The sequence below is a fragment of the Enterobacter cloacae complex sp. 2024EL-00711 genome (genome assembly GCF_047529885.1).
GTDB lineage: Bacteria > Pseudomonadota > Gammaproteobacteria > Enterobacterales > Enterobacteriaceae > Enterobacter > Enterobacter ludwigii.
Map to the genome: position 1 here is coordinate 1154697 of NZ_JBLIZC010000001.1, position 12188 is coordinate 1166884.

At 54.4% G+C, this 12188-nt stretch carries 12 protein-coding genes; 5 read left to right on the forward strand and 7 right to left on the reverse strand.

Annotation, left to right across the window (positions count from 1 at the left end; all coding sequences use genetic code 11):
• The 4 genes from gspF to gspC are packed head-to-tail and all read right to left on the reverse strand — an operon-like array spanning window position 1 to window position 5363.
• Window positions 1-1209 (reverse strand): type II secretion system inner membrane protein GspF, encoded by a 1209-nt coding sequence (gspF, locus tag ACMVME_RS05595; RefSeq protein ID WP_068794449.1) that lies wholly within the window; start codon window positions 1207-1209, stop codon window positions 1-3.
• Window positions 1209-2687, reverse strand: coding sequence for a type II secretion system ATPase GspE (gspE, locus tag ACMVME_RS05600; protein WP_068794448.1), 1479 nt, complete (start codon window positions 2685-2687; stop codon window positions 1209-1211). The genes gspF and gspE overlap by 1 nt, the downstream gene beginning before the upstream one ends.
• Window positions 2688-2701: 14 nt before the next feature.
• Entirely contained in the window at window positions 2702-4618 is a 1917-nt protein-coding gene (gene gspD, locus ACMVME_RS05605; protein WP_068794447.1) for a type II secretion system secretin GspD, read from the reverse strand.
• Between the two features lie 13 nt (window positions 4619-4631).
• A complete protein-coding gene (gspC, locus tag ACMVME_RS05610; RefSeq protein ID WP_068794881.1) occupies window positions 4632-5363 on the reverse strand; it encodes a type II secretion system protein GspC in 732 nt (243 codons plus the stop codon).
• Window positions 5364-5663: 300 nt separating this feature from the next.
• On the opposite strand from gspC, the gene ACMVME_RS05615 reads away from it, so the two are divergent.
• Both ACMVME_RS05615 and ACMVME_RS05620 read left to right on the forward strand, forming a co-directional pair.
• Window positions 5664-7226, forward strand: coding sequence for an ExeA family protein (locus tag ACMVME_RS05615; protein ID WP_068794446.1), 1563 nt, complete (start codon window positions 5664-5666; stop codon window positions 7224-7226).
• Window positions 7226-7822, forward strand: coding sequence for a hypothetical protein (locus tag ACMVME_RS05620; protein ID WP_047955284.1), 597 nt, complete (start codon window positions 7226-7228; stop codon window positions 7820-7822). Before ACMVME_RS05615 ends, ACMVME_RS05620 begins: the two co-directional genes overlap by 1 nt.
• On the opposite strand, the gene ACMVME_RS05625 is transcribed toward ACMVME_RS05620, so the two are convergent.
• The 3 genes from ACMVME_RS05625 to ACMVME_RS05635 all read right to left on the reverse strand — a co-directional run bounded on the left by ACMVME_RS05625 (window position 7823) and on the right by ACMVME_RS05635 (window position 9865).
• Entirely contained in the window at window positions 7823-8446 is a 624-nt protein-coding gene (locus tag ACMVME_RS05625) for a helix-turn-helix domain-containing protein (RefSeq protein WP_044859038.1), read from the reverse strand.
• Between the two features lie 268 nt (window positions 8447-8714).
• Window positions 8715-9545, reverse strand: coding sequence for an N-acetylmuramoyl-L-alanine amidase (locus tag ACMVME_RS05630; RefSeq protein ID WP_251858790.1), 831 nt, complete (start codon window positions 9543-9545; stop codon window positions 8715-8717).
• A complete protein-coding gene (locus ACMVME_RS05635; RefSeq protein ID WP_006174327.1) occupies window positions 9542-9865 on the reverse strand; it encodes a heavy metal-binding domain-containing protein in 324 nt (107 codons plus the stop codon). Before ACMVME_RS05635 ends, ACMVME_RS05630 begins: the two co-directional genes overlap by 4 nt.
• Before the next feature lie 97 nt (window positions 9866-9962).
• Between ACMVME_RS05635 and ACMVME_RS05640 the strand changes: the two genes are divergently transcribed.
• The 3 genes from ACMVME_RS05640 to artI all read left to right on the forward strand — a co-directional run bounded on the left by ACMVME_RS05640 (window position 9963) and on the right by artI (window position 12188).
• The gene (locus tag ACMVME_RS05640; protein WP_040017025.1) at window positions 9963-10481 is read left to right on the forward strand and encodes a lipoprotein; all 519 of its coding nucleotides are present in this window, start codon (window positions 9963-9965) and stop codon (window positions 10479-10481) included.
• A 226-nt stretch (window positions 10482-10707) separates the two neighbouring features.
• Window positions 10708-11436, forward strand: a complete 729-nt coding sequence (gene artP, locus ACMVME_RS05645) for an arginine ABC transporter ATP-binding protein ArtP (protein ID WP_014169324.1) — start codon at window positions 10708-10710, stop codon at window positions 11434-11436.
• A 20-nt stretch (window positions 11437-11456) separates the two neighbouring features.
• Window positions 11457-12188: an arginine ABC transporter substrate-binding protein ArtI gene (artI, locus tag ACMVME_RS05650; RefSeq protein ID WP_020884864.1), complete on the forward strand. Its 732-nt coding sequence runs from the start codon at window positions 11457-11459 to the stop codon at window positions 12186-12188.

The following is a 12188-nucleotide window of genomic DNA, read 5'->3' on the forward strand; positions in this document are numbered from 1 at the left end:
TTAACCTACCATATTATTAAGTTGCAGAAGCGGTTGTAATATTGACAGGACGATGAATAAAACAATCGTCGCCATAGATACCACCAGTGCCGGTTCAAATACCGACAACGTTAACGTAATACGATGCTGTAATGCCGATTCCTGGTTTTCCGCCGCGCGGTCCATTAAATGGCCTAATTCCCCACTCTCTTCCCCGGAGGCAATCATATACAGCATGGTCGGCGGGAATAATTTCGCCTGCTCCAGAGCCGCATAAAGCGATGCACCCTGGCGCACGGTATCCGCCGCCTGCTCCAGCACCTGCCGGGCATACCGGTTTTCGATCCCGTCCATCGCGATATACATCCCCTCCAGCAACGGCACGCTACTGGCCTGCAGAATGCTCAGGGTACGGATATAGCGGGCGCTGTTGATGGCGCAGACCAGCTTTTTGACGGGCGAACCGTTCACCAGCCAGCCGTGCCAGCGGAAACGATTTTTAGCGTTTCGAAGCCAGGCCTTAAAACCCATCATCCCGCCTGCCAGGCTGCCGACGATATAGAGGCCGTAAACCTGCAGGAAATCACTCACCGCGATCAGCGTGCGGGTGGTGATCGGCAGCTGCTGTTTCATATGGGTGAACTGCTCAATCACCTGGGGCACAACCGCCACCAGCAGAATGCCGATCACCGCGATGGCCACCACGGTCAGGGTGATCGGGTAGACCATCGCCTGCGTCAGTTTGCTTTTCATCTTCTGACGCTGCTCGTTGTACTCGGCCAGCTTTTCCAGCACGTCGCCCAGATGGCCGGTCTTTTCACCGGCCATTACCAGCGTGCAGTAGAGCTTGTCGAAGCTGCGCGGAAACTGGCTGAAGGCGTCAAACAGCGTATGCCCTTCCACCACCTTCTCGCGGATGTCCACCACCATCGCCGCGAGCTTTTTGTCCTCCGTCTGTTTCGCGATTGCCTTCAGCGCGCTCTCCAGCGGCAGCGCAGCGTTGACGAGCGTCGACAGCTGACGGGTAAACATCGACAGCATCGGCGTGGAGAGTTTTGCCCCGGCGTTCGCATTACCGGCAGCCGCAACCTCACGGGTTTCGTTGATACTGACGGGCATCAGCTTTTGCTCGCGCAACATCTGGCGAACCTGCTTTTGCCCCTCAGCCTGCAACGTGCCACGCCGGGTTTTGCCCGCGGTATCCCTCGCCGTCCAGGCGTAGAAGGCCATTACGCATCTCCTCCGCGCTCGGCGGTGACGCGCATCACCTCTTCCAGCGAAGTGACGCCGCCGATCACCTTCAGCAGCCCGTTCTCACGCAGGCTGTAGGCCTGCTTAAAGAGCTCGGTTTCGATGGCCATTTCGTCTTTATCTTCATGAATGGCGCGGCGCAGGGTGCTGTCGACCACCAGAAACTCATGAATACCGGCGCGCCCCTGATAGCCGCTCTGGCGGCAGTGTTCGCACCCCACCGCGCGATAGATCGCGTGTGGCGGCTGGTCCATAAAGCTGAACAGCGCCTTTTCATTGTCATCCAGCGGACTGGTGGTACGGCAGTGCGGACACAGCCGACGCACCAGACGCTGGGCAATGACCCCCAGTAACGATGAACCGATTAAAAATGACTCCAGCCCCATATCCCGCAGGCGGGTTATCGCCCCGGCGGCGCTGTTGGTGTGCAGCGTAGACATGACCAGGTGACCGGTGAGCGACGCCTGCACCGCAATTTGCGCCGTCTCGGCGTCACGGATTTCGCCGATCATCACCACGTCCGGGTCCTGGCGCAGAATCGCGCGCAGCCCGCGGGCAAAGGTCATGTCCACGCGCGGGTTAACCTGCGTCTGCCCCACCCCTTCCAGCTCGTATTCAATAGGATCTTCTACGGTCAGGATGTTGCGCTCATGGCCGTTCAGCGCCGAGAGAATCGCGTACAGGGTGGTACTTTTACCGGAACCCGTTGGCCCGGTGACCAGGATAATGCCATGCGGGCGGTCAATCAGCCTTTGTAACTTCTCCCGTTCTTCATCAATCAGCCCAAGCTTGTTGATATCAGGCTTGAGATTGCTTTTATCGAGCAGACGCATGACCACGCGTTCACCGTACTGGGACGGAATGGTCGATACGCGCACGTCGACAGCCTTACGGCCAATGCGCAGGGAAATACGGCCATCCTGCGGCAGACGTTTCTCCGCGATATCCAGCCGGGACATCACCTTGATACGCGAAACCAGCAGCGGCGCGAGCTTACGCGCGGGCTGCAACACCGGACGCAACACGCCGTCGACGCGAAAGCGAATGCTCAGCGTACGCTCGAAGGTTTCAATATGAATATCCGACGCGCCCTCTTTTACCGCCTCGCCGAGAATGGCGTTGATCAGGCGGATCACTGGCGAGTTTTCATCGTTATCGAGCAGATCTTCGTTATCCGGGATCTCCTCGGTTAACGCCATCAGATCGATATCGGCGTCCATATCGTCCACCAGTTGCTGGGACACCCCGCTGCTCTGCTGCCAGATCCTGGCCAGCATTTCATCGAAGGCTTCCGCCGTCAGGGTGACCGGGACAAACGCGCGTCCCAGCACCCGACGCACTTCCAGCAGCGCGAGTGCCGGGGTGTCATCACGGATATAGACCGCATCGTGATAAAATAAAACGCCGTTATCTTTTGCGTAGCCGCTGCTACACAGGGTTTTGCTCAGTTCGTCCACGTGATACCTCCGCCTTACTCTTTAAACGGATTGCGGGACGCGCTGGTTTTCACCGATGCAGCACTCGCAGCAGGGAACGCGGGTAACACGGCGTTATCCGCCGGTTCAATGATCCCGAGCTTTTTCTCCTCAACGCGCTGCTGCTGGCGGGCGCGGATCTGGTCATATTTCTCTTTCGACGCCGCGCTGTAGTTGTCGTCGTCACGCAGCACGGTGGTATGAATAAAGACCATCAGGTTGCGTTTGGACGCGTCCTGCGAGGTGTAGCGGAAAAGCTGCCCGACCAGCGGAATATCCCCCAGCAGCGGCACTTTGGAGACCGACTGCTTAGTGACATTCTCCATCAGGCCACCGAGCACCACCGTTTGCCCGCTGTGCACCATCACTTCGTTATTGATGGTTCGGGTATTAAAGGTTGGGCCAAGGCTGGCGTCTTCCGTTGCGCTGTTGTCGACGCTTGAGACTTCCTGCTCAATCTTCAGGTGGATCATGTCGCCGTCGTTGATTTGCGGCACAATTTTCAGTTTGGTCCCCACCGTCTTGCGCTCTACGGAGTTAAAGACATTATCGCCACTGGTGGTCTGCGAACCGGAAAGCACCGGCACGTCCTGACCGACATTGAATGACGCCTCTTTATTATCCAGCGTGACCACGCTTGGCGTGGAAAGGATGTCGTTTTTGCCGTCGGTTGAGAGCGCGGTCATCAGCGCACCGAAATCACCGTTAAAGAAGCCGGTCGCCAGGCCAGTAAAGCTGGCGCCCTTGATGGTGCCATTTTTTATCTGACTAATGGGCAGGCCGGTGGAGCCGAACTGGACGCCACCGTGCTTGCCGGTCCACTGCACGCCGAGATCCAGACCGTTGCCGTCCTGCACTTCAGCAATGATGGCTTCCACCAGCACCTGCGGACGGCGGATGTCGAGCTTGTCGATCACCTTCTCAAGGGAGTTCATCACGTTAGGCTGCGCGGTGATCACCAGCGAGTTGGTTGACTCGTCGGCGGTAATATTCAGATCGGTTGCCGCGGTGGCGGTTTTCGTCTTCGCGGTGCCAGCTTTGTCTTTCAGCTGTTCGCCAATACCGGTGAGCACCGGAACCACTTTGGTTGCGCTGGCGTACTTGAGATAGAAGACGCGGGTATTCCCCTCGTTGTTCTGCTCGCGATCTAACTCATGGATCAGGCTGCGGGTACGCGTGCGCGCATCTTCCGAACCGCTGATCACCAGGCTGTTGGTTTCGTCATCCGCCACCACTTTGGTGGCCAACTGCGGCGCGTTCTGCCCTTTCTGCTCTTCATTGTTGAGATTATTCAACATGTCGGAGAGCGCTTTGGCGGAAGCAAAGCGCAGGGGGACGATTTCGCGACGCTGAACACCGTCTTTATCCACGCGCTGGACCAGATCCACCAGCCGGTTCACCACGGACGCTTTACCGGTTAACAGCAGCACGTTGGAAGGCTCGAAGTGCACCACGTTGCCGATGCCGGTGGCATCGTTCAGTTGACGCAACAGCGGCGCGAGTTCACGCACCGGCACGTTTTCCATGCGCACGACACGGGTAATAATCTCATCGCCTTTGCCCGGGTTTGTGCTGTCTGCCAGCGGCGCACCGGCGGTGCGGGCCACGCTTGAGCGCACCACTTTAACCATGCCGTTATCCATCGGGATCACCGAGAGACCGTAGAGATCCAGCACGCTCAGGAAGAACTGGTAATACTCATCCTCCGTCAGCACGTTGTAGGTTCTGACGGATACGGAGCCCTGAACCGACGGGTCGACGAGAATGGTTTTGTTAAGGTTGCGGCCTACCGTATCGATAAACTCGCGGATATCGGTATTTTTAAAACTCGCGCTAAAGTTGGCTGCGAGCAGCGAACCCGAATATAACGACAATGCGGTCAGCGCCACGCACGCCCATGGAAATTTCTTCATGTCTGTACACTTATTAATTGTTAAGAACATTGACCCGAATATTTTCAAGGTGAGCGTGACGTCTGACGACAACCTCCGCTTCTTTCATTTTTGACCATTCAGCAATAATATTTTTTGCCTTGACTTCATCGGTCATATCGACAGCATTCACTTCGACTGCCACGTCCCCTTTTTTCAGTCCTGAATGGCTATAAAAGGAAGAAGCATTCCGGGGATTAATGGCATAGCCTTCCAGTTGGCCTTTTTCGACAACCGGTTTTAATACCAGATAATCATTCAGATGCAGCGTGTCTGCGCCTGCATCTTTTGTCGATTTGGTTACCGGGCCGCTATCAACGCCGCCCTTGAAATAATCCGGTTTCTTTAAGGCCAGCGTCTGCGTGATGCCTTCATAATTCACGACGACACTGTCTTTGTTAATTTCCTGAATAAAGGCATCGTTAAAACCGGTCAGCGGCTCCCCTTCGCGGTAGCTCTTCTGGCCCGCGGGCGTTTTAATAACGGCGAAGGAAAGCCAGGGGTCATCACTGCGCACAATGCCTTCTATTTCCGCCGCCAGCGGGGCTTTTAGCGCAGCCGGCCCAGTGTCCTGACGTGCTGCCGCCGTGAAAAGCGTGAATGTTTTCTCTTCGCGGCGGTTTTTCAGCGGCTGCGCATCAGAGTTAGCCAACCTATTCGTAACCTTTTTATAATCTTTAAACGTGAAATACCCTTGCTGGCCGCTAAAAATTAACAGCGCCAACATCATGCAAGGGGTTATCCACCGTGACAGAAATGAGAACCTCATTTTTCATCTGGCCTTTAACAAAGCGAAAATAAGCAGCATCACGCTGCGACAAAACGTGTGAAGAGAGTAATGAGACATGGTTAATACGACCATCGACTTCGCCACCAACTTTAATAAAGAAAATTATTGACCGTCTAAAACCAAGGTGTTAGGACATTTCTGCCGGATATTTTTACCCAGTTGAAAAATTGATCGCCCCGTCTCCTTACCGTAATTTCACGACCTGTTGCTATTCCTAATCAGAGACGGTAAGTCGTTATGTATCAGAGCCACTTTACTTTTAAAACCCCGCCCTTCAGGAAGGTCACCCGCTTATCCGGGGATTTTCTGGTGCCTTATCATCAGGACGTCTTTAACCTGCTGAAAGAGAAAACCCAACAGGCGGGAATATGCGGGCTCTTTAGCGATGATACCTCGCTGTTGGGCCAGTTCAGCGATGCGCTGAAAAACAGCGACAACCGCGTTCTTGCCATCAACGCGTTTCCAAAACTGAGCGCCAGTAGCCTGCTGTACAAGCTCAGCCCGGACACGAAAGCAATCGCCAGCCGTATTCAGGCGGTCGATACCGTGCTGCAGCAGTGGCAAGCCGGGAAAACGCAGGCCACCGTGCTGGTCATTTCCCATACTGAAGCCATGAAAGAGACCTGCCGGACGGTGCTGGGGATGTTGCTCACCCGTGCGCAGGAGCTGGGGTTTCATTTATCGGTGGTGCTGACGGGCGCGGAAAATCAGGCGGCGCGGCTACAGCAATCTGATCTGCGTGAATATGTGCATACCCACCACACCTTGCGCCCCCTGACCTGCCGTGAATATCTCAGCTACGTGCAGGCGCAGTGCGAAGAGCACGGGGGCGAAAGCTCGCCGTTATCCCCGGCGCGCGTGCGTAAGATGCACGCAATGACAAAAGGGAAAATCAGTGAACTGAATGCGCTGGCGCACCTGTCGATGCTCGCGGCCTGGACCGAACGCGCAAGCCAGGTCAGTCCGCGACATTTACGCCTGGCGGCCGCAGAGGTGCTGCCCGCGAAAAAACAGGGTAAGCGTCTGGCAACGGTTTCACTGTTTGCCTCTGTGCTGTTCGCGGCTTGCGGCTGGTATTTCACCGCCTCAATGACTGCTCGCCTCCCGGTTTCTCTGCCGGTCCCGATAAGCTGGAAACACCCGGCCGCCCCCGTTCAGGCCCCCGTCGTGCCGGTTATCGACAAGGAAATAGTCAATCAGCCGGACGCGATGCATCAGCTTTATCTGATGTGGGGGTATGACGCCTCGGCGGACGATGCGCTGTGTCAAAACGCGGTGAAGGTAAACCTGATGTGTAAGCAGGGAAATGCCTCTCCGGATGCGCTGGCAGGCGAAGGTTATCCGTGGGTGAGCGAGCTCAAAACCGGCAATCATCTTAACTATGCGGTGGTCGCCCGCGTCGGAGAAACCTCGATGGACTTACTGATGAATAACCGGACCTGGCAGGTCAGTCGCAACTGGTTTAACCGGCATGCAACCGGAAACTATACGCAACTGCACCGCCTGACGCCGGAAGGTAAAGACGCCATCAGCGCAACCAGTGACGGCAAAGAGATGACCTGGCTTGATCAGCAGCTGAGCCAGGCCCTTTCTCAGCCTGAAACCCACGCTCAGCGCTGGACTGCGGAGATGATGAAACGCACCCGCGCGTTCCAGCAAAAAATGCATCTGCATGTGGACGGTATTCCCGGCGAAGAGACATTGATGCAGTTAATGCGGGAAACCAACACCACGCCGAGCGTATTGATCCAGGCTTCGCATGCAATACCGGATGCGAAAATGCAGGAGAAGCATTCCTGATGTCTACTATCAGCCTTGCGGCTCAGCGCAGCTACACCACCGGGGAAGCGGTCTGGTTTTCATATCGTCTTCCCGGACTGAGACACGTTTTTGCCCACACCGTTTTAGGACTCCTGGGTCTGTGCGCCATGCTGATGGCCGGGTTGTACGCGCATGTGTATTGGGATCTGCGCCACCCTGCCCCCGCCCCCATCAACGCGAGCAGCGCCAGACCGGAAACACAGCTTTCAGATATGCATTATGTGTATGTGAGCAAACCCTTCCCGCATCCGCACCCTAAACCTGCGCCGGTGCATGAGGATATGCCTGCCCTGCAGGATCTGCCGATTAACGGCGATGATACCGACTGGCAGCAGGCGCCTGAAGGAGCGGCTCAGCACGATACCGCGCGGGATACGTTACCCGGTACCGGGGCACACACCGACGCTTCTGCACGGGCTGGCAGCGACAGTTCCTCATTAACAGAATTGTTTAAGCAGGCGTTAAAAGAACAAGAGCAGGATTATTCGCAAGGCAAAATTCCCGCGCCGCCGGTTGACGAAACGCAGGATATTTCCCGGTCCCCTTTACGTCATAAAGGAGACCGGCTGGAGTAATTAATATTTTTCAGGCAAGGATGTCAGGTTAAGGAGTCGCCCCTTTTCCACCACAATATACTGACCCTTTTTCAGGTCAGAGAGAATTTTAATAATGGTACTGCGTGCCAGGTTGGTGTATTCCTGAATATAGTCATATATATTGATATCACGCTGATGCTGAACAATCAGTTCATTAATCTCGTATAAAAATTCGCGCACTACCGAATAGGCGCTGCGGGCAACCAGCACATCGTCACGCTTACTCAGCATACAAATATACCAGGAGAGCACTTTCGTCAGTTCCGGCCACAGATTGTTTTCAGTCATTAGCTGGGCGAAGGCCTCTTTTTTTATCGAGCGCACGACGGTATTCGACCGAATGAGGCCATACATGTGCGTGGCGCTGTAAAACATAGAACAAAGCCCAAATATACACGGCCCCTGAGCGGTGAACATGCACAATTCATCAGATTCGCGGCGGAACTCAACGTCGCCACTGACGATAATATGAATATACTGTGAATCACTGGTAGATATTTTCTGCCACTTTTTTAACGTCTTCTCTTCAAATCCTGACGTTGCAGAAATAATTGCGTTGACTTCGTTTTGCGGACGTAATTTTTTACCGTAGATGCTTAACATTATTATACCCAATTTAAGATGTGAAATATAAAACTCAGGATTAAGACGTAAGGCCTCAACCCAGGAATATTTTCCTGATGAAACACTCAAGGAGAAAATAAAAGTAGAAATTGTTTACGTTAATTTGCTGCTTTACTTAGCAAGCTATGTGTCCATCTTAAATCCGGATAATTTTAAGTCAATTAACTAAAAATGAATTGAGTTTGTACTTAAGATTAATCTTACTTAAATTACGCGAAAAATACTCACGAGGGGGTATCCCGCAGGATCACCCCTGTCCGTACTTTTCCAGAAGCGCTTCAGCGATGGCCAGCGTTTCACGGTCAGCCACACCATTCCACAGCTGTGGACGGAAGTGCATTTGAAACGCGGTAATCACTCTTTTCTGCTGCTGGGCTGTGGCAGCCTCAGGCACTTCATAACCATACCGCGCTAACAGATCGAGCAGCAGTGCGCTGTCCACTTCCTGATAGCGTGGCTGTCCATCGAGATAAAAGTTGACGCGGTCCGGATCGGGCCAGGCACCAATTCCCTGCTGCGCCAGTTCGCGCCAGGGGAACAGCGGGCCGGGATCGTCTTTACGCTGGGGGGCAATATCAGAGTGCGCGACGACGTTCTGCGGCTTAATGTCGTAGCGGGCGATAATGTCTTTGGCGAGCGGGATCAGAGCAGCAATTTGCGCCGGCTCGAACGGGGTGAAGTGTTTTACTCCCGCCGTTTTTTGCCAGCCACGGTTTTCCAGCTCAATCCCCACGGAGGTGTCATTAATACGGTTGGTGCCGCGCCAGAAGCTGATGCCGGCATGCCATGCCAGTTCGCTCTCCGGCACCAGCTGCCAGATACGCGGTTTGCCCTCAGGGGCAGGCGGTTTGGCGGGGATCAGGTAGTGAGAGCTGACATTCTTGTCGGTTAACGTCGCCAGCGAGCTGTCAAAGTCATCGGCGGTGTAGTGGATCACCAGCACCTTTATACGCGGGTAAGCCGCCTGGGCCTGATGGCGGGTATCCAGCTCATAGGCACCTTTATCAATAATGCCTTTTTCCGTGGCGCACCCTGCCAGCAACAGCGCCAGCAGGAGTGTGGCAAGCGAGCGCTTCATCGACGGGTTTTCACCGCCGTACCGCTTACGCTCACCATCAGCATGCTGGCATCTTTACCGACCGTTTCGTAGTCAATATCGATGCCTACCACGGCATCTGCACCCAGCGCCTTGGCCTGCTCGCCAAGCTCTTTAAACGCAATTTCGCGGGCTTTGCGCAGCTCTTTCTCATACGCGCCAGAACGTCCCCCTACGATATCGCGAATGCCGGCAAAGAAGTCCCGGAAAATGTTCGCGCCCAGTATGGCTTCGCCGGTGACCACGCCGCAGTACTCGGTAATAGGTTGCCCTTCCAGGGTAGGCGTTGTTGAAAACTGCATACTTTCTCTCCTTCTTTAGCGTTCAATGCCTTAGGTACAGCATTATCGGTTCGTTACGCTATGATTGAAAGGATAGTTAATAAATAAGGAAATCAACATGCGCTATTCAGCTTTAACACTTTTCGTGCCCTGCGCGCTGGTGCTCAGCGCCTGCACCACCACGGTCACGCCAGCCTTTAAGGATATTGGTACCCGCAGCGGCCCATGCATTGAGGGCGGCCCGGATACCGTGGCGCAACAGTTCTATGATTACCGCATACAGCACCGTAGCAATGATATTACCGCCCTGCGACCGTATCTGAGTGACGGCCTGGCGAAACTGCTGAGCGACGCCACCCGCGATCCGCAGCATAACGCGCTGCTTAAATCCGATCCGTTCTCCAGCCGCGCCACGCTGCCTGACAGCGCCGAGGTCACCAGTGCTTCAACGATCCCAAACACCGATGCGCGAAACATTCCCCTGCGCGTCAAACTGACACAGGGAACCCAGACCTGGCAGGATGAAGTGCTGATGATCCGTGAAGGTCAGTGCTGGGCGGTGGACGACGTAAGGTACGTCGGTGGCAACGTTCACGCCCCGGCAGGCACGCTCCGCCAGTCAATTGAAAACCGCTAAGCCTCCCGTTTAAAAAGCGTTAACCCCGTAAAATGTGCGGCATTTCATGCGGAATGCCGACATTTATACTCGCCGACATTGCCGCTCGCTATTTTGTGCTATGTTTAGAGGGTATTGCGGGTTATATTTAACTTTTAACGCAGAAATATTGCATAACTATTCTGTCAACGGTACTATCTGCGGCCTCAATTGCTATAGATTGCCTGGATGAGTAAAGACTGCCCCGATGAGTATTAAACTAAACGGCATTAACTGCTTCTACGGCGCACACCAGGCGCTGTTTGACATCACGCTGGACTGCCCGGAAGGCGAAACGCTGGTTTTGCTTGGCCCAAGCGGTGCAGGTAAAAGCTCCCTTCTGCGTGTCCTTAATCTGCTTGAAATGCCCCGTTCGGGTACGCTGGCTATCGCCGGTAACCATTTTGATTTCGCGAAAACACCGTCTGATAAAGCGATTCGTGAGCTGCGTCAAAACGTTGGCATGGTCTTCCAGCAATACAATCTCTGGCCGCATCTGACCGTACTGCAAAACCTGATCGAAGCCCCGTGCCGCGTGCTGGGCTTAAGTAAAGATCAGGCGATCGCGCGTGCGGATAAGCTGCTGGAGCGTCTGCGCCTTAAGCCTTACAGCGACCGCTATCCGCTGCACCTGTCCGGTGGTCAGCAGCAACGTGTGGCGATTGCCCGTGCGCTGATGATGGAGCCTGCGGTACTGCTGTTTGATGAACCGACCGCGGCGCTGGATCCCGAAATTACTGCCCAGATCGTGAGCATCATTCGCGAGCTGGCGGAAACCCATATTACTCAGGTCATCGTAACCCATGAAGTGGAAGTGGCGCGCAAAACGGCCAGCCGCGTGGTCTACATGGAAAACGGGTATATCGTTGAGCAAGGTGATGCGAGCTGCTTCTCAAACCCGCAAACCGATGCGTTCAAAAACTATTTATCTCATTGATTGTGTCAGGGGAAATGATAATGAAAAAAGTATTACTTGCCGCGCTGCTCGCCAGCGTCACCCTTTCCGCTACCGCAGCCCAGACGATTCGTTTCGCGACTGAAGCGTCTTATCCTCCGTTTGAATCCATTGATGCGAACAATAAAATTGTCGGCTTTGACGTGGATCTGGCAAACGCCCTGTGTAAAGAGATCGACGCAACCTGTACCTTCAGCAACCAGGCGTTCGACAGCCTGATCCCAAGCCTGAAGTTCCGCCGTATCGACGCCGTTATGGCCGGAATGGATATCACCCCTGAGCGCGAAAAACAGGTTCTGTTCACCACCCCTTACTACGACAACTCTGCCCTGTTTATTGGTCAGAAAGGCAAATTCACGTCGGTTGATCAGCTGAAAGGCAAGAAAGTGGGCGTGCAGAACGGCACCACGCACCAGAAATTCATCATGGATAAACACCCGGAAATCACCACCGTTCCGTATGACAGCTACCAGAATGCGAAGCTGGATCTGCAGAACGGCCGTATTGATGGCGTGTTCGGCGACACCGCCGTGGTGACCGAGTGGCTGAAAGCCAACGATAAACTGGCGCCAGTGGGCGATAAAGTGACCGACAAGGATTACTTCGGCACGGGTCTGGGTATTGCCGTTCGTCAGGGCAACACTGAGCTGCAGCAGAAATTCAACGCTGCGCTGGAAAAAGTGAAGAAAGACGGCACCTACGAAACCATCTACAAAAAATGGTTCCAGAAGTAA

Coding starts and splice junctions, on each gene's coding strand:
- artP (WP_014169324.1), top strand. CDS start 10,708: ATGAGTATTAAACTAAACGGCATTAACTGCTTCTACGGCGCACACCAG.
- ACMVME_RS05640 (WP_040017025.1), top strand. CDS start 9,963: ATGCGCTATTCAGCTTTAACACTTTTCGTGCCCTGCGCGCTGGTGCTC.
- ACMVME_RS05615 (WP_068794446.1), top strand. CDS start 5,664: ATGTATCAGAGCCACTTTACTTTTAAAACCCCGCCCTTCAGGAAGGTC.
- ACMVME_RS05635 (WP_006174327.1), bottom strand. CDS start 9,865: ATGCAGTTTTCAACAACGCCTACCCTGGAAGGGCAACCTATTACCGAG.
- ACMVME_RS05630 (WP_251858790.1), bottom strand. CDS start 9,545: ATGAAGCGCTCGCTTGCCACACTCCTGCTGGCGCTGTTGCTGGCAGGG.
- ACMVME_RS05620 (WP_047955284.1), top strand. CDS start 7,226: ATGTCTACTATCAGCCTTGCGGCTCAGCGCAGCTACACCACCGGGGAA.
- artI (WP_020884864.1), top strand. CDS start 11,457: ATGAAAAAAGTATTACTTGCCGCGCTGCTCGCCAGCGTCACCCTTTCC.
- gspF (WP_068794449.1), bottom strand. CDS start 1,209: ATGGCCTTCTACGCCTGGACGGCGAGGGATACCGCGGGCAAAACCCGG.
- ACMVME_RS05625 (WP_044859038.1), bottom strand. CDS start 8,446: ATGTTAAGCATCTACGGTAAAAAATTACGTCCGCAAAACGAAGTCAAC.
- gspC (WP_068794881.1), bottom strand. CDS start 5,363: ATGTTGGCGCTGTTAATTTTTAGCGGCCAGCAAGGGTATTTCACGTTT.
- gspD (WP_068794447.1), bottom strand. CDS start 4,618: ATGAAGAAATTTCCATGGGCGTGCGTGGCGCTGACCGCATTGTCGTTA.